At 61.9% G+C, this 25762-nt stretch carries 29 protein-coding genes; 20 read left to right on the top strand and 9 right to left on the bottom strand.

The features are described 5' to 3' along the window. Nucleotide 1 precedes the first annotated feature (1 nt). From B3H86_RS12525 to B3H86_RS12510, 4 genes are read left to right on the top strand one after another with little or no spacing between them, the layout of a single operon-like run. Nucleotides 2-748 (top strand): biotin--[acetyl-CoA-carboxylase] ligase, encoded by a 747-nt coding sequence (locus tag B3H86_RS12525; protein WP_292054416.1) that lies wholly within the window; start codon nucleotides 2-4, stop codon nucleotides 746-748. Then, nucleotides 745-1551 (top strand): type III pantothenate kinase, encoded by an 807-nt coding sequence (locus B3H86_RS12520; RefSeq protein ID WP_292054461.1) that lies wholly within the window; start codon nucleotides 745-747, stop codon nucleotides 1549-1551. The genes B3H86_RS12525 and B3H86_RS12520 overlap by 4 nt, the downstream gene beginning before the upstream one ends. Before the next feature lie 7 nt (nucleotides 1552-1558). Further along, on the top strand, nucleotides 1559-3232 hold the full coding sequence (locus B3H86_RS12515; protein WP_292054413.1) for a ribonuclease J: 1674 nt from the start codon (nucleotides 1559-1561) through the stop codon (nucleotides 3230-3232). Next, complete coding sequence (locus tag B3H86_RS12510; protein WP_292054410.1) at nucleotides 3232-3570, top strand: DUF3088 family protein; 339 nt, start codon at nucleotides 3232-3234, stop codon at nucleotides 3568-3570. Before B3H86_RS12515 ends, B3H86_RS12510 begins: the two co-directional genes overlap by 1 nt. Nucleotides 3571-3582: 12 nt before the next feature. Here the strand turns inward: B3H86_RS12510 and B3H86_RS12505 are convergent, their stop codons facing one another. After that, nucleotides 3583-3939: a 5-carboxymethyl-2-hydroxymuconate Delta-isomerase gene (locus B3H86_RS12505; RefSeq protein ID WP_292054408.1), complete on the bottom strand. Its 357-nt coding sequence runs from the start codon at nucleotides 3937-3939 to the stop codon at nucleotides 3583-3585. A gap of 85 nt (nucleotides 3940-4024) precedes the next feature. On the opposite strand from B3H86_RS12505, the gene B3H86_RS12500 reads away from it, so the two are divergent. The 7 genes from B3H86_RS12500 to argC all read left to right on the top strand — a co-directional run bounded on the left by B3H86_RS12500 (nucleotide 4025) and on the right by argC (nucleotide 9999). Further along, nucleotides 4025-4297, top strand: a complete 273-nt coding sequence (locus B3H86_RS12500; RefSeq protein ID WP_292054407.1) for a DUF1467 family protein — start codon at nucleotides 4025-4027, stop codon at nucleotides 4295-4297. A gap of 96 nt (nucleotides 4298-4393) precedes the next feature. Beyond that, nucleotides 4394-5710 carry a proline--tRNA ligase gene (proS, locus tag B3H86_RS12495; RefSeq protein ID WP_292054405.1) on the top strand — a complete coding sequence of 439 codons (1317 nt, stop codon included), beginning with the start codon at nucleotides 4394-4396 and terminating at the stop codon, nucleotides 5708-5710. Continuing rightward, nucleotides 5707-7023, top strand: coding sequence for a lipoprotein-releasing ABC transporter permease subunit (locus B3H86_RS12490; RefSeq protein ID WP_292054402.1), 1317 nt, complete (start codon nucleotides 5707-5709; stop codon nucleotides 7021-7023). The genes proS and B3H86_RS12490 overlap by 4 nt, the downstream gene beginning before the upstream one ends. After that, nucleotides 7016-7759, top strand: coding sequence for an ABC transporter ATP-binding protein (locus tag B3H86_RS12485; protein ID WP_409450235.1), 744 nt, complete (start codon nucleotides 7016-7018; stop codon nucleotides 7757-7759). Before B3H86_RS12490 ends, B3H86_RS12485 begins: the two co-directional genes overlap by 8 nt. 189 nt (nucleotides 7760-7948) lie before the next feature. Further along, nucleotides 7949-8425, top strand: a complete 477-nt coding sequence (gene rplM, locus B3H86_RS12480; RefSeq protein WP_292054400.1) for a 50S ribosomal protein L13 — start codon at nucleotides 7949-7951, stop codon at nucleotides 8423-8425. A gap of 2 nt (nucleotides 8426-8427) precedes the next feature. Continuing rightward, complete coding sequence (gene rpsI / locus B3H86_RS12475) at nucleotides 8428-8916, top strand: 30S ribosomal protein S9 (RefSeq protein ID WP_292054399.1); 489 nt, start codon at nucleotides 8428-8430, stop codon at nucleotides 8914-8916. 147 nt (nucleotides 8917-9063) lie between these two features. Further along, entirely contained in the window at nucleotides 9064-9999 is a 936-nt protein-coding gene (gene argC, locus B3H86_RS12470) for an N-acetyl-gamma-glutamyl-phosphate reductase (RefSeq protein WP_292054397.1), read from the top strand. An 84-nt stretch (nucleotides 10000-10083) separates the two neighbouring features. Here argC and cobS read toward each other — a convergent pair whose 3' ends face one another. After that, the gene (cobS, locus tag B3H86_RS12465; RefSeq protein ID WP_292054395.1) at nucleotides 10084-11085 is read right to left on the bottom strand and encodes a cobaltochelatase subunit CobS; all 1002 of its coding nucleotides are present in this window, start codon (nucleotides 11083-11085) and stop codon (nucleotides 10084-10086) included. A 62-nt stretch (nucleotides 11086-11147) separates the two neighbouring features. Next, entirely contained in the window at nucleotides 11148-11819 is a 672-nt protein-coding gene (locus tag B3H86_RS12460; RefSeq protein WP_292054393.1) for a J domain-containing protein, read from the bottom strand. 46 nt (nucleotides 11820-11865) lie between these two features. Between B3H86_RS12460 and B3H86_RS12455 the strand changes: the two genes are divergently transcribed. The 5 genes from B3H86_RS12455 (at nucleotide 11866) to B3H86_RS12435 (ending at nucleotide 18038) form a co-directional block, all read left to right on the top strand. Next, nucleotides 11866-12171, top strand: coding sequence for a BolA family protein (locus B3H86_RS12455; protein ID WP_292054392.1), 306 nt, complete (start codon nucleotides 11866-11868; stop codon nucleotides 12169-12171). A gap of 89 nt (nucleotides 12172-12260) precedes the next feature. Beyond that, nucleotides 12261-14078 (top strand): ATP-binding protein, encoded by a 1818-nt coding sequence (locus B3H86_RS12450; protein WP_292054390.1) that lies wholly within the window; start codon nucleotides 12261-12263, stop codon nucleotides 14076-14078. 67 nt (nucleotides 14079-14145) lie between these two features. Continuing rightward, a complete protein-coding gene (locus B3H86_RS12445; protein WP_292054388.1) occupies nucleotides 14146-15081 on the top strand; it encodes a mechanosensitive ion channel family protein in 936 nt (311 codons plus the stop codon). Nucleotides 15082-15086: 5 nt separating this feature from the next. Beyond that, nucleotides 15087-16103 (top strand): threonine aldolase family protein, encoded by a 1017-nt coding sequence (locus B3H86_RS12440; RefSeq protein ID WP_312821075.1) that lies wholly within the window; start codon nucleotides 15087-15089, stop codon nucleotides 16101-16103. Between the two features lie 48 nt (nucleotides 16104-16151). After that, nucleotides 16152-18038 (top strand): ABCB family ABC transporter ATP-binding protein/permease, encoded by a 1887-nt coding sequence (locus tag B3H86_RS12435; RefSeq protein WP_292054383.1) that lies wholly within the window; start codon nucleotides 16152-16154, stop codon nucleotides 18036-18038. Nucleotides 18039-18049: 11 nt separating this feature from the next. Here B3H86_RS12435 and B3H86_RS12430 read toward each other — a convergent pair whose 3' ends face one another. From B3H86_RS12430 to B3H86_RS12415, 4 genes are all read right to left on the bottom strand, one after another. Next, nucleotides 18050-18520, bottom strand: coding sequence for a chemotaxis protein CheE (locus B3H86_RS12430; protein WP_292054381.1), 471 nt, complete (start codon nucleotides 18518-18520; stop codon nucleotides 18050-18052). Beyond that, nucleotides 18517-19080: a response regulator gene (locus B3H86_RS12425; protein ID WP_292054379.1), complete on the bottom strand. Its 564-nt coding sequence runs from the start codon at nucleotides 19078-19080 to the stop codon at nucleotides 18517-18519. The genes B3H86_RS12430 and B3H86_RS12425 overlap by 4 nt, the downstream gene beginning before the upstream one ends. Before the next feature lie 30 nt (nucleotides 19081-19110). After that, on the bottom strand, nucleotides 19111-20061 hold the full coding sequence (locus tag B3H86_RS12420; protein WP_292054377.1) for an acetyl-CoA carboxylase carboxyltransferase subunit alpha: 951 nt from the start codon (nucleotides 20059-20061) through the stop codon (nucleotides 19111-19113). Nucleotides 20062-20155: 94 nt separating this feature from the next. Beyond that, nucleotides 20156-21082 carry a site-specific tyrosine recombinase XerD gene (locus B3H86_RS12415; RefSeq protein WP_292054376.1) on the bottom strand — a complete coding sequence of 309 codons (927 nt, stop codon included), beginning with the start codon at nucleotides 21080-21082 and terminating at the stop codon, nucleotides 20156-20158. Nucleotides 21083-21141: 59 nt separating this feature from the next. On the opposite strand from B3H86_RS12415, the gene B3H86_RS12410 reads away from it, so the two are divergent. The 3 genes from B3H86_RS12410 to B3H86_RS12400 are packed head-to-tail and all read left to right on the top strand — an operon-like array spanning nucleotide 21142 to nucleotide 23416. Further along, complete coding sequence (locus tag B3H86_RS12410; protein ID WP_292054374.1) at nucleotides 21142-21711, top strand: shikimate kinase; 570 nt, start codon at nucleotides 21142-21144, stop codon at nucleotides 21709-21711. Next, entirely contained in the window at nucleotides 21708-22814 is a 1107-nt protein-coding gene (gene aroB / locus B3H86_RS12405) for a 3-dehydroquinate synthase (protein WP_292054372.1), read from the top strand. The genes B3H86_RS12410 and aroB overlap by 4 nt, the downstream gene beginning before the upstream one ends. Next, nucleotides 22814-23416: a GNAT family N-acetyltransferase gene (locus tag B3H86_RS12400; RefSeq protein WP_292054371.1), complete on the top strand. Its 603-nt coding sequence runs from the start codon at nucleotides 22814-22816 to the stop codon at nucleotides 23414-23416. The genes aroB and B3H86_RS12400 overlap by 1 nt, the downstream gene beginning before the upstream one ends. Here B3H86_RS12400 and B3H86_RS12395 read toward each other — a convergent pair. After that, on the bottom strand, nucleotides 23394-23777 hold the full coding sequence (locus tag B3H86_RS12395; RefSeq protein WP_292054370.1) for an MliC family protein: 384 nt from the start codon (nucleotides 23775-23777) through the stop codon (nucleotides 23394-23396). The two genes, B3H86_RS12400 and B3H86_RS12395, sit on opposite strands and share 23 nt — an antisense overlap. A 109-nt stretch (nucleotides 23778-23886) precedes the next feature. Next, entirely contained in the window at nucleotides 23887-24333 is a 447-nt protein-coding gene (gene tadA, locus B3H86_RS12390) for a tRNA adenosine(34) deaminase TadA (RefSeq protein WP_292054457.1), read from the bottom strand. Nucleotides 24334-24345: 12 nt separating this feature from the next. Here tadA and B3H86_RS12385 point away from each other — a divergent pair. Beyond that, on the top strand, nucleotides 24346-25762 hold a 1417-nt coding region (locus tag B3H86_RS12385; RefSeq protein WP_292054369.1), incomplete at its 3' end, for a pseudouridine synthase.

The raw sequence follows: 25762 nt of genomic DNA, 5'->3' as shown, positions 1-25762 counted from the left end.
CTTGGCGGCTCCGGTCCTGATCCTGCAGGAGATCGACTCTACCAATGCCGAGGCGCGCAGGCGCGCTGAAGCGGGTGAGTTCGGTCCCCTGTGGATCGGGGCCAAACGCCAAACTGCCGGACGCGGGCGCAGGGGCCGCGCGTGGGAAACCGATACGGGCAATCTGGCCCAGACCCTGCTGATCACCCTCGACAAGTCACCGTTGGAAGCCTCGCAGCTGACGTTCGTGTCGGCTCTGGCTGTCTATGATCTGGTTGCGCGCTATGTTCCGCCCAGTCTGGTGACGATCAAATGGCCCAATGATGTTCTGCTGGATGGCCGCAAGGTTTCGGGCATCCTGTTGGAAAGCGGCCCACTGGGCCAAGGCAAGCTGTGGCTGGCCATCGGTATCGGCGTGAACCTGAAGGTCGCACCGCACGGGACCGAGCGCCCCGCAACCGCCATAGCCGATCACCTCAGCGCCGAGCGTCTGGCTCCGCCATCGTTCGAGGAGGGGGCTCAGGCCCTTGCCGAAACCTTCGACCATTGGCTTGGGATATGGAACGCCCAGGGCTTCGACGCCGTTCGCCAGGCTTGGGTTGATCGTACGCCGGGCCTGTTCGGGCCGTGTGTCGCGCGACTGACCCATGAAACCGTCGAAGGCACTGCCGACGGTGTGGAAGCGGACGGATCGCTGCGTTTGCGCTTGGCCGATGGTACGATCCGCCAGATCTCGGCGGGCGATGTGTTTTTTGGAGTAGGTGGCTGATGCTGCTGGCGATTGAACAGGGCAACACCAACACGCTTTTTGCGGTCCATGACGGCGACAGGTGGATTGCCCAATGGCGCACGGCCACCGAAGCCACCCGTACAGCCGATGAATATGCTGTCTGGCTGCATCAGCTGTTCGTGTTGATGGCGGCCAAAACAGGTCGTGTCATCGGCATGACCGACATGGACGGCTGCATCATTTCTTCTGTGGTGCCGCAGTCGATCTTCAACCTGCGCAACCTTTCGCGTCGCTATCTGGAGGTTGAGCCTCTGGTGATCGGCGAGAATGCCGAACTGGGCATCGAGGTGCGGATTCCCAAGCCCAGCGAGGCCGGGGCCGACCGTTTGGTCAACGCCATCGGGGCGCTTATCACCTATCCGGGCGATCTGCTGTTGATCGACAGCGGTACAGCCACCACATTCGATATCGTATCGGCGGGTGACGCCCCGGGGCAGGGTGCCTTCCAGGGCGGCGTTATCGCGCCGGGTATCAATCTTTCCGTGCAGGCCCTGCACGAAGCGGCAGCGAAACTGCCGCGTATCGCCATTCAACGCCCCTCCGTCGTGATCGGGCGCGACACTGTCACCTCGATGCAGTCGGGGGTTTTCTGGGGCTATGTGGGCCTCATCGACGGGCTGGTCGCGCGCATCAAGGCCGAGTGGGGACGTCCGATGACCGTGGTGGGAACCGGCGGTGTCGCGTCTCTGTTCGAGGGGGCCAGTACAACTATTGACCGGTTTGATCCGGACCTGACCATCCGTGGCCTTTTGGAAATCTGGCGACGGAACAACCTCCGTTAAGGACAGTATGACCGTAGAAAATCAGAACGAACTCGTTTTCCTGCCTTTGGGCGGCTCGAATGAGGTCGGCATGAACCTCAACGCTTACGGCTTTGGGCCGGAGCATGATCGCCAATGGATCATCGTCGATGTCGGCGTGACCTTTGGCGACCAATCGACACCGGGCGTCGATGTTATCGTGCCCGATCCTTCTTTCCTCGAGGGCGAGAATATCCTCGGCATCGTGCTGACCCACGCGCACGAGGACCACATCGGCGCGCTCGGCTGGCTGTTCGACCGCATCAAGGCCCCGCTGTACGCCACGCCCTTCACCGCCTTCCTGATCCGCGAGAAGCTGCGCGACCACAACCTCGACGAAGAGGTCGAGCTGAACGAAGTGCCGCTGGGCGGCAATGTCCAGCTTGGCCCGTTCGATGTGACCTATGTCACCATCACCCACTCGATCGCCGAGCCAAATGGCCTGTCGATCAAGACGCCGCTGGGCACCGTTTTGCATACCGGCGACTGGAAGCTGGACGACCAGCCTGTCGTGGGCGAGCGCACGGACGAAGCCTTCATCCGCTCGCTGGGTGACGATGGCGTGCTGGCCATGATCTGCGACTCGACGAATGTTTTCGTCGAGGGTGTGGCTGGTTCCGAAGGCGATGTCCGAGAAAAGCTGGTTGAACTGATCAAACCGCTGAAGGGCCGCGTGGCCGTCGGCTGCTTCGCCTCCAACGTCGCCCGTATGGACAGCGTGATCCATGCCGCGGAGGCCGCTGGCCGCCGTGTGGCGCTGGCCGGTCGTTCGATGCACCGCATCACTGCCGCTGCCAAGTCGGTCGGCATGTTGCAGGACATCCAGCCGTTCCTGTCGGAAGAAGAGGCCCGCATCTGGCCCGCCGACCAGATTCTCTACCTGTGCACCGGATCGCAGGGTGAAGCCCGCGCTGCCCTGTCGCGGGTGGCCGAAGGCACGCACCCCTTCATCAAGCTGGGGCAGGGCGATCACTGCATCTTCTCGTCGCGCGTCATTCCGGGCAACGAACTGGCCATCGCCCGCCTTCAGGACAAGCTGGCCGACCGTGGCGTGCAGATCTACACCGAAAAGGGCTGGCCGGGCATTCACGTCTCGGGTCACCCGTGCCGTGACGAACTGCGCCAGATGTATGCCTGGGCGCGCCCGAAGATCGCCGTCCCGACCCACGGCCAACGCCGTCACCTGATCGAGCATGGCCATCTGGCCAAGTCGCTGGGCATCGAGCAGATCGTCACCCCGCGCAACGGTGACATGGTACGTCTGGCACCGGGCTATGCCGAGATCATCGACGAGGTACCGTCGGGCCGTCTGTTCGTTGATGGCGGTATGCTGGTCGAAGAACAGGGCGAAGCGCTGCGCGAGCGGCGCCATGCGGCCAGCAACGGTATGCTGATCGTAGCCTTCGCGCTGGACCGTCGTGGCAAGATGGTCAGCGACATCGACATCCGCTCTGTCGGTATGCCGGGCGATGTTGAAGGTCGGCTGGAACAGATCCTCGATGATCTGGCCGAGCGTGTCGAAGATGTCGTGCGCGGCCTCAAGGGCGAGGCGCTGGAGGACGAACTGGTCATCGAACAGGCCGTCGCCCGTACGCTCAAAAAGGCCTCCCAAAAGGTCTGGGGCCGTCGCCCCATCGTTGAAACCATTGTGCTGAGGCTGTGATGGCGGACCGGCTTTTTTTGCTGAACCCCGATTGGTTCGATGATCAGGGTGGGCCCTGGTACTGCCCGCCGGGCGCTGTGATCGAGGGGGTCTTGAACCTTTATCCGCGCCTGAAGGATGTGACCGAGGTGATCCGCGTGGATCACCCGCGTCCTCGCCCCGCTGTTGTCGCCGTCGTGGGCGAGGCGGACCAGTCCTGTCCCATGCTGGTGCTGGACGGCGGTTTCGACTGGCCCGACGCATTGGTCAGCGAGGAAACGGGTGCCCGCTATCTCAAGGATGAGAACATCCTGCCTTACTGGGCGGCCCGTTACGGTATCGGCCGCCCGCATCCGTAAGGACGAAACGGATCAGCCCGCTGTCACCTTATGATAGTTGGGCTTGTCCAGATCGACGATCTCGACGCTGATCTGGCGCGGACCGTCATATTGGGTCAGGGCGGCGACCATCGTCTGTTGCACCGCCTGACCCAGTGCCGTTTTCTGTTCCTGTGTGCGTCCGCTCAGGATGCGCAGGTCACAGTGCGCCATCGCCTGTTCCGGCGCTCCATCCGCGATGACCAGATTTTCGGCCTTCACGATACGGGTCTTGCACGACTCCAGGGTGGCGCCGACGTGCAGGGCGCAAAGGTCGTGGATTTCCAACGCGAGTTTACGAAAATCGGCTTTGTCGAAATGGGTGGAGTGTTCGAGCGTAATCTGTGGCATGACGGTTCCTGATATAGGGTGACTGTCATCTACGCCGTGCGTTCGCTGCCGTCACCCACATGCGAATGTCTTTGAGGATGTGTCTATGCCGCTGGGTCCATTCACCCTTGTTGCTATCTATCTGACCTCGTGGTGGATCGTGCTGTTCGTGATCCTGCCTATCGGGATGAGCAGCCAGGTGGGGGAGCCGCCAAAGGATGGCGCGCAGTGGGGCGCACCGACCAACCCGAACCTCAAGAAGAAATTCATCACAACGACATGGGTCTCCGCCATTGTTTGGGTTGTGATCGTGGGTGTGGTCTGGCTGGGTCTCATTCCGGTACCGCAAATCAATCCCGAGAGCCTTCCGGCGCTCTAAGCATCGCCTAAAAGCCCATTTTTCCGGCGGCGTGCGTTGCCATGCCAAAGCCCTAGGGGCTAATCACACCGGACAAGATTCAGGAAAGCCTACCCCATGCGTCTGTCGCGCTATTTTCTGCCGACCCTCAAGGAAGCCCCCTCGGATGCCCAGATCGTCTCGCACCAGCTGATGCTGCGCGCGGGCATGATCAAGCAGGAGGCCGCTGGCATCTATGCCTGGCTGCCGCTGGGTCTGCGCGTCCTGCGCAAGATCGAGAACATCGTCCGCGAAGAGCAGACCAAGGCTGGTGCCGTGGAGCTGCTGATGCCGACGCTGCAACTGGCCGACCTGTGGCGCGAGTCGGGCCGCTATGACGCCTATGGTCCGGAGATGCTGCGCATCACCGACCGTCACGAGCGCGAGCTGCTGTACGGCCCGACCAACGAGGAAATGGTCACCGACATCTTCCGTGGCTATGTTAAGTCCTACAAGTCGCTGCCGCTGAACCTCTTCCACATCCAGTGGAAGTTCCGCGACGAGCGCCGTCCGCGCTTCGGCGTGATGCGTGGCCGCGAGTTCCTGATGAAGGACGCCTATTCGTTCGACATCGACGAGGCATCGGCCCGCATCGCCTACAAGCGTATGTTTGCGGCCTATCTGAACACCTTCTCGCGTCTGGGCCTGAAGGCTGTGCCGATGCGCGCCGACACCGGCCCGATCGGCGGCGACCTGTCGCACGAGTTCATCGTGCTGGCCGACACCGGCGAGAGCGAAGTGTTCTGCGACCGCAAGCTTGTCGAAATGGCCCCTCCGGGCCACGACCTGAGCGTGGAGCAGCTGGAAGCCGTCTTTGACGAGCGTACCGCGCTTTATGCCGCGACCGAAGAAATGCACGACGCGGCCCGCTTCGAGAACGAAACCGCCGAGAGCGACCGTCTGTCGGCCCGCGGTATCGAAGTCGGCCACATCTTCTACTTCGGCACCAAATACTCCGCCCCGATGAAGGCCAAGGTGGCCGGTCCGGATGGCAAGGACACCGAAGTCCACATGGGCTCGTACGGCATCGGCGTGTCACGTCTGTTGGGCGCGATCATCGAAGCCAGCCACGACGACAACGGCATCATCTGGCCGGACTCCGTCGCGCCGTTCGACGTCGCCGTCATCTCCATGCGTAACAGCGACGAAGCTGTCACCGCCGCCTGCGAGCAGGCCGTGAAGATGCTGGAAGCCGCCGGCAAGGACGTCCTGTACGACGACACCGACGAGCGTCCGGGCGGCAAGTTCGCCACCGCCGACCTGATCGGTATTCCGTGGCAACTGGTCATCGGTCCGAAGGGCCTTGCCGACGGCGTTGTCGAGCTTAAGCGCCGCGCGACCGGTGAAAAGCAAACCCTGTCTCTGGAAGCTGCTGTGGAGCTGCTGACGAAATGACCGAACTCGCGACCGGATCCGCTCCGTCGCCGTCCCCCGCACGTTCGTCCGGTCCGTTCTCCTCTTGGGAGATCGGACTGGCCCTGCGTTACCTCCGCGCCAAGCGCAAGGAGGGCGGGGTGGCCCTGATCGCCATCATCAGCTTCGTCGGCATTATGCTGGCGGTGGCCGTGCTCATCAGTGTGATGAGCATCATGGCGGGCTTCCGCGGCACGCTGATGGACCGGATCCTGTCGTTCAACGGTCATATGTATGTTCAGGGGCCGGTGCTGTGGGCGGGCGATCGTGACGACGCCCTGAAACGCATCGGCGACCTGCCGGGGGTGGCATCGGTCAGCCCCTATACCGAAAACGCGGCCATGTTCCGCGTGGCCGGTGCTGCTACGGGCGGTATTGTCCGCGGCGTCCGCCCGCAGGACCTGCAGGCCAGCAAATACATCTATGAATCCCTCGACGAACAGGCCAAGGCCAGCTTCGGCAAGGGCGAGTGGGGCGGCGATAACGTCCTCGTCGGCAAGACGCTGGCCAATGAAATGGGCCTGCGCGTCGGTGACCCGATTACCCTTTATTCCCCGACAGGTGCCGACAGTGCTTTCGGCAATCTGGGCGGTCTGGAAAAGACCTATATCGTCGGCGGTATCTATTCCTCGGGCGCTTCGGACTACGACCGCGCCTATGTCTTCATGCCGCTGGAACAGGCCCAGCTCTTTTTTGGCAAGGATGGCGTCTGGGACGTCATCGAGCTGAAGGTCAATGAACCGGACAAGGTCGAGCAGTTGACCGATGCGGTGGCCCGCGCCGCCGGCCCGGGTTCGGTCGTCAGCGACTGGCGCAACCGTCAGGCCGCCATCTGGGGCGCACTCAAGGTCGAGCGCGTGGCCATGAGCATCATTCTGGGCATGGTGGTGGCCATCGCCGCCATGAACATCATCAGTGGCATCGTCATGCTGGTGAAGAACAAGACCCGCGACATCGCCATCCTGCGGACCATCGGGGCCAGCCAGTCGGCCATCCTGCGTATCTTCTTCGTGTCGGGTGCGGCTATCGGCATCGGCGGGACGATTGCGGGCCTGACGCTGGGTCTGCTGTTCTGTCTGAACATCGGCTCGATCCAGCACTTCCTTGAGGCCCTGCTGGGCGTTCAGCTGTTCAATGCCGACGTTTACATGCTGGACTCGGTTCCGGCGGATGTGGACCCGTGGGACGTGACCTGGGTCGCCGTCTTCTCCTTCTTCATGAGCTGCCTCGCCAGCCTGCCGCCGTCGTGGAATGCGTCGCGGATCGACCCGGTGGAGGCCCTGCGCTTTGAATAATCTGCTGAAAAAGAAGGCCCCTTCCGCTCGTGTCGAGGGCGCGCCGACCCTGTCGCTGCGTGGCGTCACCCGTACCTACAAGACGGGGCAGGGGGAGCTGACCGTTCTCAAGGGTGTCGATCTGGACATCATGCCGGGCGAGGTGGTCGGCCTGATTGGTCCGTCCGGATCGGGCAAGTCGTCGCTGCTGCACGCGGCGGGCCTGCTTGAGCGCCCGACCTCGGGTCAGGTTCTGATCGACGGCGAGGACGTGGGGGCTCTGGATGAACGAGCCCGCACGCGTATCCGTCTGGGCCGTATCGGCTTCGTCTATCAGTTCCACCACCTGCTGCCCGAGTTTGACGCGCGCGACAACGTGGCCCTGCCGATGCGTATCGCAGGTGTGAAGGAAGCCGCCGCCCGCGCTCGCGCCACCGAAATGCTGTCCGCCTTGGGTCTGGCCGATCGTGTGCTGCACCAGCCCGCCCAGCTTTCGGGTGGTGAGCAGCAGCGTGTGGCCATTGCGCGCTCGCTGGCCAACAATCCGCGCTTGCTGCTGGCCGACGAGCCGACAGGCAACCTCGACCCCAGTACCAGCCATACGGTGTTTGAATCCCTGCGCCGTCTGGCGAAGGAGGAGGGCGTGGCCGCGCTGATCGCCACGCACAATATGGAACTGGCGGGCCATATGGACCGTGTCTTTGCCCTGAAGGACGGCCATCTGGAAAAGCGCGAGGCCCAGAGCCAAGGGTGGTAGGTTGATGTGGTATTTTAATACCAAATACTGGGTATTTTAATACCAACCACAAAAAGTTCTTATATTTCAATCTATTGGATATTTTTTGGCCTGTGGATCGACGTTGACCTTTTGTGCAACCCGCATTATCAAGCCCGCCAATGTCCTCCCCTCGGGGACGGACTGTTTTTTGTCTTTAGGACCCTCACTATGCTGAAGAGCACTACGGCTGCACAAAAGCCGGCTGAGGTCGAGAAGAAGTGGATCCACATCGACGCTGAAGGCGTCGTCGTTGGCCGTCTCGCGACCTTCATCGCTAACCGCCTGCGCGGTAAGCACCTGCCGACCTACACCCCGCACGTTGACATGGGCGACTACGTCGTCGTCACCAACGTCGACAAGGTTGTTTTCACCGGCAAGAAGAACACCGACAAGGTTTACTATCGCCACACCGGTCACCCGGGCGGCATCAAGGAAACCACCCCGGAGAAGGTTCTGGGCGGTCGTTTCCCGGAGCGCGTCCTCGAGAAGGCCGTTGAGCGCATGCTGCCGAAAGAGTCGCCGCTGGCTCGTAAGCAAATGACTCACCTGCGTCTGTTCGCTGGTCCGAACCACGATCACGAAGCTCAACAGCCCGAAACCATCGACTTCAAGTCGATGTCGGCCAAGAACACCCGGAGCGTCTGATCATGACCGACGTGACTCAAGAAACCGCCGCTGGTTTCGACGCCCTGAAGGGCCTCGGCACCGAAGCTGCTGAAACCATCGTCCGCGAGCCGAAGATCGACGCCCTGGGCCGTTCGTACTCGACCGGCAAGCGTAAGAACGCCATCGCCCGCGTGTGGGTGAAGCGCGGCACCGGCAAGATCACCGTCAACGGCAAGGACGTCGCTGACTACTTCGCTCGTCCGGTTCTGCAAATGATGGTTGCTCAGCCGCTGAACGTTGCTGACCGTGCTACCCAGTACGACGTCGTCTGCACCGTCACCGGTTCGGGCCTGTCGGGCCAGGCTGGCGCTATCCGCCACGGCCTGTCGCACGCTCTGACCCACTACGAGCCGGAACTGCGCAAGGTTCTGAAGCCGCACGGCTTCCTGACCCGCGACAGCCGCGTCGTTGAACGTAAGAAGTACGGCCGCGCGAAAGCACGCCGCAGCTTCCAGTTCTCGAAGCGCTAATCGCTTTACCGCGATCGGTATTTGGAAGGGGCGTTCCGGAGAAATCCGGGGCGCTCTTTTCTTTTGGGCTTTGGGCGGATTGTGGCCCGCGCCCAAGCCTATTATGTCAGCGTCGCCGCACCGTTGCGGCTTAGGGATTAGAGTGAGTTGACCCACACCATCTACGTCGACGGCGAGGCCGGCACGACCGGTCTGGAAATCCGCGAACGCCTTGAGGCGCGCACCGACCTGCAACTGATGCTGCTGGGCGACCGACGCCGTGATGTGGAAGCCCGACGCGAGGCGCTGAACAGCGCCGATGCTGTCATCCTGTGCCTGCCGGATGATGCCGCGCGCGAGGCTGTCTCGATGATCGAGAACGACAAGGTGCGCGTGATCGACGCCTCGACCGCCTATCGCGTCGATCCGAACTGGGTTTACGGCTTTGCCGAGATGGACAAGGGCCAGCGCGAGGCCATTGCCAATTCGACCCGCGTGTCGAACCCCGGCTGTTATCCGACCGGCTTCATCGCCCTGATGCGTCCGCTGGTGAAGGCGGGCATTGTTCCGGCCGATCATCCGGTGACCATCAACGCCGTGTCCGGCTATTCGGGCGGCGGCAAGGCCATGATCGCCGAATTCGAAGCCGAGGGCGCTTCGACCGCCTTCCGTGGCTATGGCCTGTCGCTGAAGCACAAGCATGTGCCGGAAATGACCCAGCACACGGGCCTGAACCGCCCGGTGCTGTTCTCGCCGGCTGTCGGCAACTATCGCCAAGGCATGCTGGTCGAGGTGCCGCTGCACCTGTCGGCCCTGCCGGAAACGCCGTCCATCGAACGCATCCACGGCGCTCTGGTGGAAGCCTATGCGGGCCAGCGCTTCGTCGAGGTCGTCGATCTGGACGCATCCGAGGCCATGACCGGTATCGAGCCGGAAGCCCTGAACGGCACCAACACCGTGCGTCTGCACGTGTTCGGTGACCGCAATGGCGGGCAGGCGCGACTGGTGGCCATGCTGGACAATCTGGGCAAGGGCGCATCGGGCGCTGCGGTCCAGAACCTGAACATCATGCTTGGCCTCGATGAAGGCACGGGCCTGCGCTGAACGCGGCCCTGACCTGCCAATAACAAAGCCCGCCGCGGAAATCCGTGGCGGGCCTTTTTGTATCTGCAAGAAGGCGAGGGGGCTTTAGCCCACCTTCACCCGCATGGCGGCTTCGGGCAGGTCCTCGCCGAAGGCGCGCTGATAGAACTCGGCGATGGTCGGGCGTTCCAGCTCGTCGCACTTGTTCAGGAAGGTCAGGCGGAAGGCCGTGCCCACATCGCCGAAGATCTCGACGTTCTGGGCCCAGGTGATGACTGTACGCGGCGACATGACGGTCGAGATGTCGCCGTTCATGAAGGCGTTGCGGGTCATGTCGGCCACGCGGACCATGGCCGCGATCTGGCGACGGCCGTTCTCGTCGGCGTACTGCGGCACCTTGGCGGCCACGATTTCGGCCTCCACGTCGTGATCCAGATAGTTCAGCGTGGTGACGATGTTCCAGCGGTCCAGCTGGGCTTGGTTGATCTGCTGCGCCCCGTGGTACAGCCCCGTCGTGTCGCCCAGACCCACGGTGTTGGCCGTGGCGAACAGGCGGAAATAGGGGTTCGGCCGGATGACGCGGTTCTGGTCCAGCAGGGTCAGGGCACCTTGGGCCTCCAGAACGCGCTGGATCACGAACATCACATCGGGACGACCGGCATCGTATTCGTCGAACACGAGGGCGACGGGGCGTTGCAGCGCCCACGGCAGGATGCCTTCACGGAACTCGGTGATCTGCTTGCCGTCCTTCAGGACGATGGCGTCCTTGCCGATCAGGTCGATACGGCTGACGTGGCTGTCGAGGTTGATACGCACCAGCGGCCAGTTCAGGCGGGCGGCGACCTGCTCGATGTGGGTTGACTTGCCGGTGCCGTGATAGCCCTGAACCATCACGCGGCGGTCAAAGGCAAAGCCCGCGCAGATCGCGATCGTGGTCTGCGGATCGAACTGGTACGACGGATCGATTTCCGGAACGTGGCTGTCGCGCTCTTCAAAGACCGGAACAAGCATGTCGGAATCAACGCCGAAAATCTCGCGCACGGTCGCCTTGCGGTGCGGTGCGAGCGTCAGCAGGGTATCAGCGGTGTTTTCGAGCGGAGAGGTCATTGCACTCCCTTAGTGCGGGCGCGTTCATGGCTCAACCGCCATAAACTGTTACGGGCAGAGTGTTAGGCCGCGTGTCCGGCCTTTTTAAGCGTCTTGTACGCTTTGATCACGTTTTGGAGTTTTGCCTCGGTGGCGCGGTCGCCGCCGTTGGTGTCGGGGTGGAAGCGTTTCAGCAGCTCGTGATAGCGGGCCTTGACGGCTTCCTTGGTGGCGGTTGCGTCCAAGCCCAGATCGGCCATGGCCTGACGTTCCAGACGGCCCAGACGCGCCTCGGCTTCGGACATCACAGGCCCCGCCTGATCGTTCACGCGGCGCTCGAACAGGCCAAAGCTGTCCTGCCAGCCGCTGGCGGCGCCCTTGGCCCCCATCTTGGCGTTCATGGCGGCGGTGACGCGGGAATTGCGGCTGACCTTCATATCCCACGTCGGGCGTCCGCCGGTCATGGCCTCGTTTTCCTGCGCGGCACGGATCTGCGCCTCGGTCATACCGGCGTAGAAGTTCCAGCTCTTGTTGTACTGGGCCGCGTGGGCTTGGCAGAAATTATAGAAGTCGTTCATGCGCTCGCGCGATTTGGGCGCGCGGGCCGTGGCCGGTTTTGAACAGCCTTCGAAGTCGCACGGCTTTTCGCCGGGCTTCAGGTGCAGTACGTCTTCTTGCGCCGCTTCCTCTTCGGGCTTGGGCGGCTTCACCCGAATATCGGTGAAACGGGGTTTGTATTCGAATGACGCAGACATCGTTACAAGTGTAAGCCTGAATTGGACTGCTTCAAGGACTTGACCGATGTCCGATGGCCCGGTTGCCCAAATTATACGACAAAAACTGGAAGCCGCGCTTTCTCCGCAACGTTTGGAGATCGAGGATGACAGCTGGCGACACGCTGGCCATCACCATGATGGCGGTATGGATGCCAAGGCTGGCGGGGAAAGCCATTTCAACCTGACCGTTGTCAGCGCGGCCTTCGAGGGGCAGTCGCGCGTGAACCGTCAGCGCATGGTGCAAAAGCTGCTGGCTGAAGAATTAGCTGGCCCAATCCATGCCTTATCCATATCTGCCAGGACGCCTGATGAGGCGGGGGATAGAAAATAACATCGTTTTCCGGCGATTCACTGTGTCTTAGCGACTCGGACGTAACGTCGCCGCCAACGAAATAGCCGTGGGACGCGGGGGCGGCCAATATGGTGGGTGGAAGTAGCATTGGACGTGGCCTTGATGGCGACGTTCCGGGGTCTGCAGCGCAGGCACTAAGCGCGATTCTGGAAACGCAGTATCTGCGCTACCTGATCATTCTTAGCTGGGGTCTGGCGCTTTGTTCGGCCGTGGGGCTGAAGCTGGGCCTGGGCTGGCTGGTGGTGACACTGGCTGCGGGTGCCGTGCGTGGTCTGGCCGAGCGCCGGGCCAGTCGCCGCGAGCAGTCCGACTGGGGGACGGTTTTCCCGTTGGTGGCAACGGCGACAACGGCTGTATGGGCGATTGCGCCCCTGCTGGCCTGGTTCTCGGGCCGTTCCTTTGGACACGAAATGGCGATGGCGCTTCTGGCGTCAGGCTATGTGCTGGTGTTTGCGCAACTGCGTAACTCGCCGCGTCAGGCTGTGCTGATTTCGTCGCCCTATGGCGTGGCAGCCGTGATTATCGCGTCAAGCCTGTGGGGAACCCCCGACTTCTGGTCTTTTCTGACGACGGGACCGTTGATGCTGGGCGGGCTGTTCGTGCTGGTGCTTATGACCATGCTGCGTGAAGAGCGCATTCTGGCTTTTCAGGAGCACCAGACCCACCTGATCAGTGAGCTGGAGGCTGCGCGCGATAAGGCCGATGCCGCCAATACGGCGAAATCCAACTTTCTGGGTGTTATTTCACATGAACTGCGCACCCCCATGAACGGTGTTCTGGGGGCGGCCCAGCTGCTCAGCGCATCGCGGCTGGATGCGCAACAGCGTGAAATGCTGTCGATCATTCGCAATTCCGGTGACAGCCTTCTGTCTCTGCTGAACGACATTCTGGACCTGACCAAGATCGAGGCGGGCAAGATGGCGTTTGAGGTCGTGGATATCGATCTGGATGCCCTGCATCGCCGCCTGCTTTCACCGTTCGAGGCCCAGGCCAAAGCCAAGGGGCTGAAGATCCAGCCGGTCTTTACCGGCGAGGTGCCCAGCATCGTCCGTGGCGATCCGCTGCGGGTGTCGCAGATATTGTCGAACCTCCTGTCGAACGCGGTCAAGTTCACCGACAAGGGCGAAATCCGCTACGGCGTACATGGGCGACGTATCTCGGACAACCGCGTGGCGTTCGAGTTTTCGGTACAGGATACCGGCGGCGGTATTTCCGAAAGTGACCTTTGCCGCTTGTTCCAGCCCTTTACCCAGATCGATAATTCCTCGACCCGAAAATACGGTGGAACGGGGCTGGGCCTTACCATTTCCCGTCGTCTTGCCAACATCATGCATGGCGATATTCATGTAGAGTCTCAACTTGGGGTCGGCTCGACCTTCACCTTCTCGGTCGAGGCCGAAGTTGTGGCGTGGGATGACAGCAAGCTGGAAGAGGCCGATGCCTCGACCCAGGGCGATATCCAGGGGATGAAGGTTCTGGTGGTCGAGGACCACCCTGTAAACCGCATGATCCTGGAGGCCTGGATGGGCAGCAACGGCCATCTGGCGGCTACGGCCGAGCATGGCGGTATGGCTGTGGAACTGGCCGCCAATCAGGCGTTCGATCTGATCGTGATGGACGTGAACATGCCCGTCATGGATGGTCTGGAAGCCACCCGCCAAATCCGTAGCGAGTCTCCCCTGAATGCCGATACGCCCATTATCGTGTTGTCGGCATCCGCGCGGGCGGAGGATCATCAGGCGGGTTTCAGTGCCGGTGCGGACGCCTATCTCAACAAGCCGATCGATTTCCGACAGTTGGCCACATTCATGGTTCAGGCCAGCGAGGGGCGTGAGGCATTGCGGGGGCTGAGCGCCTCCACAGAAGTGGCCCATTTTGCCGCCTAGACGCACATTGGAACATTAAGGCAGATCAGATGCTTCCATTCGGCGGCCAAGGCGTTAGCCTGTAGCCATGCAGATTGGAATTCCCCCCATCGAAACCCTGCCGACCTCTCTGCAAGAGGTTGAGAAGCGCTTGTCCGCCGATGCTGTCGTGATCAGCAAGGCAATGGACATGCTGGGCGTGTTCGCCGTCAACCTGACGATCGCGATCATCATTTTCGCCGTTACCTTGGTCGCGGCGAAATGGGCCAGTTCGGCAGCGCGCAAGATTTTGTCGCGCACGCGCACGGTACGCCGCGACCCGACGGTTCTGTCCTTCCTGGTCCAGATCGTCCGCGTGGTCGTGATCATCGTCGGTATGATCGCGGTGCTGCAGCGATTGGGTGTCCAGACCACATCGATCATAGCGGTACTGGGTGCTGCATCCCTTGCGGTCGGTCTGGCGCTTCAGGGCACGCTATCCAATGTGGCGGCGGGCGTTATGCTGCTGTTGCTGCGTCCGTATCGGGTAGGGGATGTCGTTGAAATCGGGAATGTTACAGGCTCGGTCCTGAAGCTCGATCTGTTCACGACCCAGTTGTCGGCGGCTGGCAGCAACCGTGTGATTGTGCCCAACTCCAAGGTTCTGGGCGACATGATCGTCAACCTCAGCGGCCAATCGACCCGCCGTATCGAGATCAAATATACCGTTGGCTATGGCGATGATCTGAACAAAACCCGTCAGGTCCTCTGCGCGGTTACGGCAGAACACCCCAAGGTGCTGCAGGAGCCGGCCATCTGGTCGGGTGTCACGGCGCTTCTGGACAGCGCTGTGGAGGTGACCGTCCACGCATGGGTCCGTTCGGACGACCACTTCCAGACCCGCGCCGACCTTATCCAGGCGGGCAAGGAAGCGCTGGATGCAGCGGGCATTGAAATCCCGTATCCGCATCAGGTTTCCATCAATCATGGCGAGTTAGCCATGATGCCTGCTTCGGCAGATACTGTTTCTACCCAGAAAGACTGAGTGCCTTGCGCTACGATTTTGCTTCCGACAACACAGCGGGCATGGCCCCGTCAGCGCTGAACGCACTGATCGAGGCCAACTCAGGCTTTGCCGCAGGTTATGGCGCAGACCAGCATACAGCCGCAGCAGCCGACGCCGTCCGGGCGTTGCTGGGTGTCGATGCCGATGTGCGGTTTGTTTTCAGCGGAACGGCGGCCAATTCCATCGCCCTGTCCATGCTAGCCCAACCATTCGAGGCGGTTCTGGCGCACCACACGGCACACGTCTGTACCGACGAGACGGGTGCACCGGGCTTTTTCGGTCATGGTGTGGGACTGATCGGCTTGCCGGGCTATTCCGGCAAGATCGATGTCGAGGGTCTGTGCGCGGCTTTGGATGAGCCCGTCGTGGGCCACCGCCAGCCCGCGGCTGCGATCACGCTGACCCAGGCCACCGAATATGGAACGGTCTATTCCGAAGAAGAGCTTTCACTGCTGATCCGCATGGCCAAGGGCGCAGGCCTTGGTGTTCATGTCGATGGCGCGCGGCTGGCCAATGCTGTAGCTGCTGGGTTCGACCCGAAATCTCTGGGGCGGATGGGTGTGGATATCGTCAGCCTTGGCGGAGCAAAGGCCGGCGCGCACGGCGTCGAGGCGTTGGTCATCATCAACCGCAGCCTTTCGCGCCGTATCGATAATCGTCTGAAGCAGGGCGGTCAGACGGCCTCCAAGGGGCGGCTTCTTGCGGCCCCATTGGGTGGTTTGATCACGAGCGGTGAATGGCTGTCCGGTGCGCGGCACGCCAATGCAATGGCACAGCGTCTTGCCGATGGTATCGAAGGCTCTACGCCCTTTGTGCTGGCACATCCGGTCGAGTCCAACACCGTCTTCGTGCGCATGCCCGACGAGGCCTTGCAGGCTGTGCGTGACAAAGGCTTTGCGGTTTATGCCTTCGATGATGGATCGGTACGCTTTGTCTGCTCATGGGCGACAAAAGCCGAGGCCGTAGATGAACTTATCGGTGTGCTTAGCCATTTGAACTGAGGGCCTGCAGGGCCGGCTTAGTCAAACCAACGAAAGAGACGGCTTGTTATGCGGGGTGAAAGAGGCGGTTCGCGTCGAGGTGATGTGACCACCAAGGCCTTGGCGGCAGGGGCGGGGACCGAAGCGCCGGAAACGCCCGGCACCTTCGCTGCGCTAGCCGATCTGATATGCCTTGTTGGCCGTTCCGGCGCGCCGCAGCTGCCTGCGCGTCTGGTTGGATCTGTCGGCCTGACACTGGCGGGCAAGGCTCTGGGCGTCGGTGCGCCGCTGGTGCTTGGGGCTGCGGTCAACAAGCTGGCCGAAGGGCAGGGTACCGCCACGGCCTTCGGGCTGGGATTTGCGGCCTTTGCGGTCGGCTGGGCGATTATACGTCTGCTGGCAGCGGTTACCCCGCAGCTTTCGGATGTGGTGTTTGCACCGGTGCGTGCTGCGGCCCAGCGCAAGACGGCAGCAGACGCTTTTGCCCATGCGCTGAGCCTTTCAACCGATTTCCACCAGACCAAACGCTCGGGCACGCTGTCGCGTGTGATGGACCGCGGCTCGCGGGCTGTCGATTTCCTGCTGCGTATTCTGATGTTCAACCTCGGCCCGACCTTGTTGGAGCTGGTGCTGGCGGCGGCTGTACTGGGCGGGAAATACGATTGGCGGTTCGCGCTGGTCGCCATCGTGGTGGTGGGGGTCTATGCCACGGTCACCTTCATGATGGCGAACTGGCGACTGGAGCATCGCCGCGTCATGAATGCGGCGGATGCAGAGGCAGCAGGCCTGTCTGTCGATGCCTTGCTCAACTTCGAGACGGTCAAGTCGTTTGGGGCCGAGGGCCGGACGTCGGAAGCTTACGAGCAGTCGCTGACGGCCTATGCCGCTGCCTCGCTCAAGGCCAATTCCTCGCTCGCGGCCCTGAATATGATCCAGGCCGTGATCATGAATGTGGGTCTGGGTGTGCTGGCGGTGATGGCGGGCTTTGAGGCGGCTGCGGGTCGTATGGGGCCGGGTGATGTGACCGCCGCCGTCCTGATCATGACGTCACTGTACCAACCCCTGAATATTCTGGGATTTGCCTACAGGGAAATACGGCAATCTTTCATAGATATGGAAGAAATGCTTAAGGTGATGCGTGAAAAGCCACTGGTGGCGGATGCCCCTGATGCAATCGCCCTTCCGCGACTTGAATCGAACTGCGGTGCCGAGGTTCGTTTCGAGAACGTCAGCTTCCGTCACGATGCCCGCTCGAATGGACTGGACGATGTCAGCTTCATCGTGCCCGCACAAACCACGACCGCGCTGGTCGGGCCGTCGGGGGCTGGCAAATCGACAATCGTGAAGCTGGTGCTGCGTTTGCTGGATGCCCAGTCCGGACAGGTGTCGATCGCAGGGCACGATGTCCGTCAAATCCGCCAGCAATCCCTGCGTCAGGCTGTGGCTCTGGTTCCCCAGGACGTTGCCTTGTTCAACGATACCTTGGCTGCCAACATCGCCTTTGCACGCCCGGAGGCGACGCAGGACGAAATATGGGCCGCTGTTGAGGCGGCGGAACTGGGTGATTTCATCCGCACTCTACCCGATGGTCTGCAAACCCGTGTGGGAGAGCGTGGACTGAAGCTGTCCGGGGGCGAGCGTCAGCGTGTGGGTATTGCGCGGGCCTTGATTGCGGATCCGTGCGTTCTGATCCTGGACGAGGCAACGAGTGCTCTGGACAGCCGTACGGAGTCTGCCATCCAGCAAACCCTGCGTCGGGCCCGAAAGGGGCGGACCACTCTGGTGATCGCGCACCGTCTGTCCACGATCGTCGACGCAGACCAGATACTGGTGCTCAAGGCCGGCAAGATCATCGAACGCGGCAACCACCACCAGCTGGTTGCCCGTCAGGGTGGAGAGTATGCGACCCTGTGGCGCAAACAGACCCGTTCCGGCGATATCGACAGCCAGACATGAAAAAGGGGAGCCTAGCTCCCCAGTTTCGCCTTCAGGACTTCTTGCAGGCTGGCCAAGACCTGCTGGCGAGGTACATCCGCATCGCGCGGAAGATTCAGCAACAGCCGGAAGCTCTGGGCGTGGACGGTGATAATGCGCCAGTCGAACATTTGATCGGTCGGCGATCCGTCCAGAAGATCACACAGATTGGTTGCGGCGCGGCACAGGTCCTCGCGTGCGAAAGGTCCGGCGGCATCGATAATGCCGGCTGAATAGCCATAGGCCTCATTCAGCTTGGAATGGACCTCGTCTACCGTGGCAGGCGGTGTCATGTCGGCCAGGTTCTGGATGGTCTGTTCTACCAGGGCTAGGCTTTGTTCCTCAAGCTCGGCAATGTTCTCGGCGGCCTGTTTCAGGGCAATACGCGTGCTGATGCCACCAGGCTGGTCGATCAGACTGGAAAGGCGCGATCGGCGGCGATTGTGTGTAATGACAGTGGTCATTCCTTACCGGCCTTTCTGCGGATTTCATCTGCGCGTCGTTCAGGACCGGCATAGGGCGAAGTGTTGAAGCGACGATCCGGCCCCAGATAGTCACCGACTTCCAAGAATGGACGGTTATCACGCGAAACCCAAACAATTCGTTCCAACAGGGTCAACGAGCTGAAGGGTTTGGTGATCAGGAAGTTCGCCCCGCAGTCACGGGCCTCGGAAACCTGCGACCGTCGGACGTGTGCGGCGGTCATGATGACGGGCGCAAACGCATTCGGTTCCAGCTTGGAACGGCGAAGCCAGCGCACGAACTCAAACCCCGTCATACCCGGCATGTCGGAATCGACCAAAATCAGATCGACGGGATTTTCTTTCAGTATCGCAATGGCTTCGACCGCCGAATTACAGGCGTGACGTGTTTTCAGCCCGAAACCGTTCAGCGCCCGCATGGTGAGTTCGAGCGCGAACGGGGAATCGTCGATGACCATCGTCACCGCGCCTTCAAAGTTGAAGACGGCGCTCTCGCGTAGGGCTTCCCCCATCCCCGGCGAACGCGATGTCAGAAAGGACACGCTGGCCGTCTCCAAGCCTTGAGTTGATTATTAGCCGATGCGGCCGATGGCGTAGAAGCGTTCCGCACGCTGGGCGCGCAGTTCCTGCTCGGTCAGACCCGAGAGGGACTTCAGTTCTTCTTCGATGGCGTCGCCCACGGCGGTGATGGCGGCATCGGGTGCCGTGTGGGCACCGCCGATCGGCTCCTTGATCACGCGATCAACGATCTTCAGTTCCATCAGGTCTGGGCCGGTGATTCGCATGGCCATTGCCGCATCCTTGGCGCGGCTGCCGTCACGCCACAGGATGCCTGCGGCACCTTCCGGCGAGATGACCGAATAGATGGAGTGTTCCAGCATCATCACGCGGTTGGCCGCGGCGATGGCGATGGCACCGCCCGAACCGCCTTCACCCGTGACGGTGGCGATATAGGGCACGCCCAGCGTCAGGCCGCGCTCGGTCGAGCGGGCGATGGCCTCGGCCTGACCGCGCTCTTCGGCACCGAGGCCCGGATAGGCACCGGCGGTATCGACGAAGCTGAGCACCGGCAGGCCGAACTGTTCTGCCATGTCCATCAGGCGCACCGCCTTGCGATAGCCCTCGGGTCGGGCCATGCCGAAGTTGTGCTTCAGGCGGGTCTGGGTGTCGTGGCCCTTTTCGTGGCCCATGATGACCACGCCCTGACCGCGGAAACGGGCAACGCCGCCCAGCACGGCCTGGTCATCGCCGAATTGGCGGTCGCCGTGCAGTTCCTCGAAGTCGGTGAACAGGCCGTCGATGTAATCGATGAAGTGCGGACGCTGCGGGTGGCGGGCCACCTGCGTACGCATCCACGGATCGAGATTCTGATAGGTTTCGGTGCGGAGTGCCGAAGCCTTGGCTTTGAGAGTTTCGATCTCAGCCTCGAAATCGCCGCTGGACGGAGCGAGCTGCGACAGCTCGGCGATCTTCGCTTCCAGTTCTGCGATGGGTTTTTCGAATTCGAGATAATGCGTGGCCATAAAGCGCCCGTGTAACGACCGCGCCATCTTGGCGCTACGGAAAGGTGGCGGACCCTAAAACCCGACGGGGTTCGGGGCAAGAGACAGCTTCATATCAGTTTTTGCGCGCCAGTGGGTGCGACTTGTGCACCACCTGCGACAGACGGTCGGTGGCGACATGGGTATAGATCTGGGTTGTGGAGATATCGGCATGGCCCAAAAGGGTCTGCACAACACGAAGGTCCGCGCCGCCTTCCAGTAGATGGGTGGCAAAGGCATGCCGCAGGACGTGGGGGCTGATGCGTTCCGGATCGATACCGGCCGACACCGCGGCCTCATCCAGAAGCTGGGCGAAACGGCGCGGGGTAAGGTGGCCGGATTTGCCACTGGACGGAAACAGCCACGCACTGTCGGGCAAACTGTTGCCGGTCTTTTTCCGGGCGGTCTTGCTACGGGGAAGAAGGCGCACGGCCAACCATGCCTTCACCGCCTCGCGCGCGGAGCTGTTCAGCGGCACAAGCCGTTCTTTATCGCCCTTGCCCTTGATGATCAGATAGGCCGGATCACGCTGTACGGCGGCCGCTTTCAGGCCCAGCACCTCCGAGACACGCATTCCCGAGGCATAGGTCAGTTCCACCATTGTCATCAAACGGATCGCGGCGGCGGTATCCTTGGCACTGATGGCTTCGAGCAGGGCCTCTACTTCTTCCCGCGACAGGCTTTTGGGTAAAGGGCGGCCCTGTTTCGGCGCGTCGAGACGGCGCGACGGGTCATCCGTGCGCCAGCCTTCGCCCATTGCAAAGCGATAGAACTGTCGCACCGAGGCCCGCCTGCGTGCAGCGGTAGCTGCCGACAATCCGCGACGCGAGAGATCGGCATACCAGCCCTCGACATCCTCCTGTGCGGCCTTCAGCAATCCTCCGCAGGCGGACAGTCCCGAATCCGCGTCGGCAAGGTCCCGCCCGTAGGCTGCCAGCGTATGCGGCGAGGCATCACGCTCGACGGCCATCATTTCCAAAAAGGCTTCGATTTGTGGGGTCATCGTCGCGGGTGAGGGGTGTGAGGTTCGGTCATCCGTGTATAGAAGAGGGCGTTAAGAACATGAACTGCGCCGCCTCGCCCGATTCTCCGATTTTGCAGATGAACCGCACCATAGCCTTGGTGGGCTTGATGGGTGTCGGCAAATCGACAGTCGGCAGACGTCTCGCCGCACGTTTGAATCTGCCGTTCGCCGACGGGGATCACGAAATCGAATCGGCCGCCGGTATGACGGTCAGCGAAATCTTCTCGACGCGCGGCGAAACCGAATTCCGTGCAGGCGAGGCGCGGGTGATGAAACGCCTGCTGGAAGGTCCGCCGATCATCTTGGCTACGGGCGGCGGTGCGATGATGAATGCCGACACGCGCGAAATGCTGAAAAAGCATGCCGTGACCGTATGGATGCGCGCCGAACTGGATGTGATCGCAGAGCGTGTGGCGCGGCGCGATACCCGGCCCCTGTTGCGCGGACGCGACACGATGCAGGTCCTGAAGGAACTGGCTGAAAAACGTTACCCCATCTATGCCGAGGCTGACCTGACGGTTGATGTGGGCGGCGGCTCGCATGGCGTTGCGGTCGAGGCCATGCTGGCCGCCTTGCGCAAGTACGCTGAGGACAGGGCTTCGATATGATTCACACCATCCGTGTCGAAGGCGGCGATTTCCGCCCCTATGACGTTCTGGTCGGAAGCGGGTTGCTGGCCTCGCTGGGGGAAAGGGCCAAGGCGTTTTCTCCGACACGTGTGGCGGTGATTACAGACAGCAATGTCGCGGCGCTTCACGCCCGGACGGCTCTGGCCTCGTTGAGCGATGCCGGTATCGAAGCCGTAGTGGTTGAGGTCCCCGCAGGCGAGGCGTCCAAATCATTCGCACAGCTGGATTATGTTCTGGATCAGATGATCGCTCAGGGCCTGGACCGACGCAGCATGGTCGTGGCGTTGGGCGGGGGGGTGATCGGTGATCTGGCCGGTCTGGCCGCGGCGCTATTCATGCGAGGCATCGATTTCATCCAGGTGCCGACCACCTTGCTGGCCCAGGTGGACTCGTCCGTAGGCGGCAAAACCGCCATCGACACCCCGCGCGGCAAAAACCTAGTCGGAGCCTTCCATCAGCCGCGGCTGGTCTTGGCCGACATAGAGCTGTTGCAGACCTTGCCCATGCGCCAAATCCGTTCGGGTTGGGCGGAAATCCTCAAACACGGCCTGATCTGTGATCCGGCCTATTTCGAGTGGCTGTCGGGTGAGGGGACCAAGGGCGCTGCGGGCGATGCAGGGGCCCTGACGCAGGCTGTTGTTCGCTCGGTTGAAATCAAAGCCCTGATCGTCGGCGAGGACGAAAAAGAAGCTGGCCGCCGCGCCTTGCTCAATCTGGGGCACACTTTCGGCCATGCCCTGGAAGTTGAAGTAGGCTTTGACGACACCCTGACACACGGCGAGGCCGTGGCTGCGGGCTGTGCTATGGCCATGCGCTATTCGGCGCTGACGGGTCTGTGCAGCAATGATGAAGCGGCCAAAGCCGAGGCAGGCATGCGGGCTGCAGGACTGCCGACGCGCCTTTCCGATATTCCACATGCCTTCGACGCCTCCGTGCTTCTGGAACGCATGCTGGGGGACAAGAAGGCCGAGGGCGGCAAGCTTACCCTGGTTCTCGCACACGGCATCGGGCAGGCTTTCGTAGACAAGAATGCGGACCGAAAACGCGTTCTGGAGTTTTTGAAAGCCGAAGGGGCAGGTTGATGCTTCCCGTATCCGTGCTGGAAAACAGTGTGGTGCGGCTGGAACCGTTCGAAGACTCCATACGCGAGGAAGTCTGTCGGGCGCTGGATCATGACCCCGAGGCCTGGAACGGTATGGTCGGGGCCGCTTACGGGCCGTATTTCGAGGCGTGGTGGTCCGTAGCGATGACTGCGAAAAGTTCGGGCTCGCGAATTCCCTATGCGGTGCGTCGCCAAACAGACGGGATGATCGTCGGTACCACCAGCCTGTATGAAATCAGGCCGGAACACCTTCGCTGCGAGATCGGCTCAACCTTCTACATGCCCGAGGCGCGGGGCGGTGCGATCAATCCGGCCTCCAAGCTGCTGCTGCTCCAGCACGCGTTCGATAATGGCATGGAGCGCGTAGAGATCATCACCGATGCGCAAAATGAGGCCAGCCAAGCGGCTATCCGCAAACTGGGTGCCACTTACGAAGGCACCTTGCGCAAGCACAAGCGCACCTGGACGGGACGTATGAGGGATACGGTCCAGTTTGCCATCCTCAGAGATGACGAATGGCCTCATGTTCGTCAGCGTCTGAAGGATCGGTTGGCTGGGCTCAGGGGTGTGCCAGAGGCTTGACCTCTGTGACACGGCATGAAGTGTCCGAGACACGCGGCGCGCGCCATACGGCAGCATTGCCATTGCCATGCAGCTCTGTCTCGGTGGCCCTGAACAGATAGCCGGTCGAGCTCGCTTCGCGCATCAGGTCAAACGCCAGACCATCGGAACGGCGTACCGTTGCCATCTGGCGGGGATGGTCGAAGGTGACGACCAGGCTCTGTCCGTTTTGGCAGGCCATAGTCCATTCACTGGCCTGTTCGGGACGAATATCGGCTGGCACATCGGGGCGTTCATATGTGCTGGCGGATTCGCGGTGGGGCTCCGAACCGTGACATGCGGCCAGTCCCAAGCCCAGAATGATAACGTAAGTGATCTTCACAAACGGCCCTTACATGCACGGAAAGCGGACCTTCCGAGCAAAGGCACGCAATTACAGCTGCGTTAACACCGTGTTATCCATGAGGTTCCGTCAAGAGCAAACAACCGGATCAGGATCTGGATTTGCGTCGCTCACGGAAGAATGAACGCAGCAGACCGGATGCCGTTTCGGCCTGTACGCCACTTGCCGTTGCAGGCCGCCAGTGACAGGTGGGCTGATCGAAGAATTTCGGGCCGTGATTGACCGCGCCGCCCTTGGGATCATCGGCCCCCCAGACCACGCGCCCGATGCGGGCATGGCTGATCGCGCCCGCGCACATGGCGCAAGGTTCCAGCGTTACATATAAAGTGAGGTCCGTTAGTCGATAATTCTCGACCGTGGCCGCAGCGTCGCGCAGAGCCACGATTTCAGCGTGAGCTGTCGGATCATGGCTTGTGATTGGGCAATTTTGCCCTTTACCTATCACTTCGCCGGTTTTTTCGTTCACTATCACTGCGCCGACAGGCACCTCGCCAGCTTCAGCTGCCGCTTGCGCCAAATCCAGCGCCATGCTCATGAACCGCTCATCATGGATCGCCATCCCCGAGACAACGACAAGAAGCCCCGCGCGCGTCAAGGTGACGCCCCGCGTGGTCCCCGTAAATTCGCCGATAAGGGCCCGAAATTCGGCTCCGGTGACAAGAAAGACCGCAAGTTCGACGACCGCGGCCCCCGTTCGCGCGATGAGAATCGCCCTGAACGCGGTGACCGCTTCGAGAATCGCGGCCCGAGAACAGGCAAGCCGGCTGGGAAGCCCGCGACCCCGGAACGTACCGAACGCATCGCCAAGGCTTTGGCGCGCGCCGGTATCGCTTCGCGTCGTGAGGTGGAACGTCTGATTGGCCTGGGCAAGGTCGCCGTGAACGGTCGCATCCTCGACACGCCAGCTGTGCTGGTGAAGCGGGATGATGTCATCACCGTCGACGGCAAGCCCGTCGGTGCCGCAGAGGCTACCCGCGTCTGGCGCTATCACAAGCCCGCTGGCCTGATCACCAGCCACAACGATCCGGCCGGTCGCCCGACCGTCTGGGACGCGCTTCCGGCCGATCTGCCGCGCGTGATCTCCGTTGGCCGCCTCGACTTGGCGACCGAAGGTCTGCTGCTGCTGACCAATGACGGTGAGCTGAGCCGCGCTCTGGAACTGCCGGAAACCTCGCTGGTCCGTCAGTACCGCGCCCGCGCCCGTGGCCGCATCACTCAGGAACGTCTGGACAAGCTGAAGGACGGCTGTGAAGTGGACGGCGTCCGCTATGGCCCGATCGAAGCCACCATCGACAAGGTCAAGGAAAAGGTCGACGGCGAGGAAAAGGGTCCGGCCAACCTCTGGATCAGCGTCTCCATCACCGAAGGCAAGAACCGCGAGGTTCGTAAGGTGCTGGAGAGCGTCGGCCTTCAGGTGAACCGCCTGATCCGTCTGGCCTATGGTCCGTTCAACCTCGGCACCCTGCCGGTCAACACGGTCGAGGAAGTCGGCCCGCGTGTGATCCGCGAACTGCTGAGCGAATATATCCGCCCCGAGAACCTGCCGACCGGTAACTCGGTCGCCACGCCTGCGCCGATTCCGGGTCGTCGTCCGGCTGGTGCCATCATCAAGGGCCGTTCGGGCTCGGCCATGTCCGATCCGTCGCGTAAGCCCAGCCGCGTCCGCGCTGCTGCCAAGGCTGCCGAGGAAGGTGTGCCGGAGAAGCCCGCCAAGCCCGTGAAGAAGGAAGGCTGGGCCAAGGCCACGCCGAAGTTCGAGCACAAGAAGACCTTCAAGCCGCGCGCCCGTCCGGAACGTGCCGAGGGTGAGGGCTTCGGCGGCGATCGTCCGCGCAAGCCGTTCAACCGCGAACCGCGTGCCGACCAGTTCATCGACGACCGCCGCAAGCCGCAGGGCCGTGACGGCGAGCGTCGTGGCGGTTCGGGTGGCAAGTCTTTTGGCGGCAAACCCGCTGGGCGTCCGT

It is taken from the genome of Brevundimonas sp. UBA5866, assembly GCF_002432125.1.
Lineage (GTDB): Bacteria > Pseudomonadota > Alphaproteobacteria > Caulobacterales > Caulobacteraceae > Brevundimonas.
The sequence above is the reverse complement of the archived record's forward strand: the minus strand, read 5'-3'. Positions and strand labels throughout refer to the sequence as shown.

Bases quoted from the DNA above. Each gene is read 5' to 3' on its own strand.
- B3H86_RS12515 (WP_292054413.1), top strand. From the start codon at position 1,559: ATGACCGTAGAAAATCAGAACGAACTCGTTTTCCTGCCTTTGGGCGGC.
- B3H86_RS12510 (WP_292054410.1), top strand. From the start codon at position 3,232: ATGGCGGACCGGCTTTTTTTGCTGAACCCCGATTGGTTCGATGATCAG.
- B3H86_RS12505 (WP_292054408.1), bottom strand. From the start codon at position 3,939: ATGCCACAGATTACGCTCGAACACTCCACCCATTTCGACAAAGCCGAT.
- B3H86_RS12500 (WP_292054407.1), top strand. From the start codon at position 4,025: ATGCCGCTGGGTCCATTCACCCTTGTTGCTATCTATCTGACCTCGTGG.
- proS (WP_292054405.1), top strand. From the start codon at position 4,394: ATGCGTCTGTCGCGCTATTTTCTGCCGACCCTCAAGGAAGCCCCCTCG.
- B3H86_RS12490 (WP_292054402.1), top strand. From the start codon at position 5,707: ATGACCGAACTCGCGACCGGATCCGCTCCGTCGCCGTCCCCCGCACGT.
- rplM (WP_292054400.1), top strand. From the start codon at position 7,949: ATGCTGAAGAGCACTACGGCTGCACAAAAGCCGGCTGAGGTCGAGAAG.
- rpsI (WP_292054399.1), top strand. From the start codon at position 8,428: ATGACCGACGTGACTCAAGAAACCGCCGCTGGTTTCGACGCCCTGAAG.
- cobS (WP_292054395.1), bottom strand. From the start codon at position 11,085: ATGACCTCTCCGCTCGAAAACACCGCTGATACCCTGCTGACGCTCGCA.
- B3H86_RS12460 (WP_292054393.1), bottom strand. From the start codon at position 11,819: ATGTCTGCGTCATTCGAATACAAACCCCGTTTCACCGATATTCGGGTG.
- B3H86_RS12455 (WP_292054392.1), top strand. From the start codon at position 11,866: ATGTCCGATGGCCCGGTTGCCCAAATTATACGACAAAAACTGGAAGCC.
- B3H86_RS12450 (WP_292054390.1), top strand. From the start codon at position 12,261: ATGGTGGGTGGAAGTAGCATTGGACGTGGCCTTGATGGCGACGTTCCG.
- B3H86_RS12445 (WP_292054388.1), top strand. From the start codon at position 14,146: ATGCAGATTGGAATTCCCCCCATCGAAACCCTGCCGACCTCTCTGCAA.
- B3H86_RS12435 (WP_292054383.1), top strand. From the start codon at position 16,152: ATGCGGGGTGAAAGAGGCGGTTCGCGTCGAGGTGATGTGACCACCAAG.
- B3H86_RS12430 (WP_292054381.1), bottom strand. From the start codon at position 18,520: ATGACCACTGTCATTACACACAATCGCCGCCGATCGCGCCTTTCCAGT.
- B3H86_RS12420 (WP_292054377.1), bottom strand. From the start codon at position 20,061: ATGGCCACGCATTATCTCGAATTCGAAAAACCCATCGCAGAACTGGAA.
- B3H86_RS12415 (WP_292054376.1), bottom strand. From the start codon at position 21,082: ATGACCCCACAAATCGAAGCCTTTTTGGAAATGATGGCCGTCGAGCGT.
- B3H86_RS12410 (WP_292054374.1), top strand. From the start codon at position 21,142: ATGAACTGCGCCGCCTCGCCCGATTCTCCGATTTTGCAGATGAACCGC.
- aroB (WP_292054372.1), top strand. From the start codon at position 21,708: ATGATTCACACCATCCGTGTCGAAGGCGGCGATTTCCGCCCCTATGAC.
- B3H86_RS12400 (WP_292054371.1), top strand. From the start codon at position 22,814: ATGCTTCCCGTATCCGTGCTGGAAAACAGTGTGGTGCGGCTGGAACCG.
- tadA (WP_292054457.1), bottom strand. From the start codon at position 24,333: ATGAGCATGGCGCTGGATTTGGCGCAAGCGGCAGCTGAAGCTGGCGAG.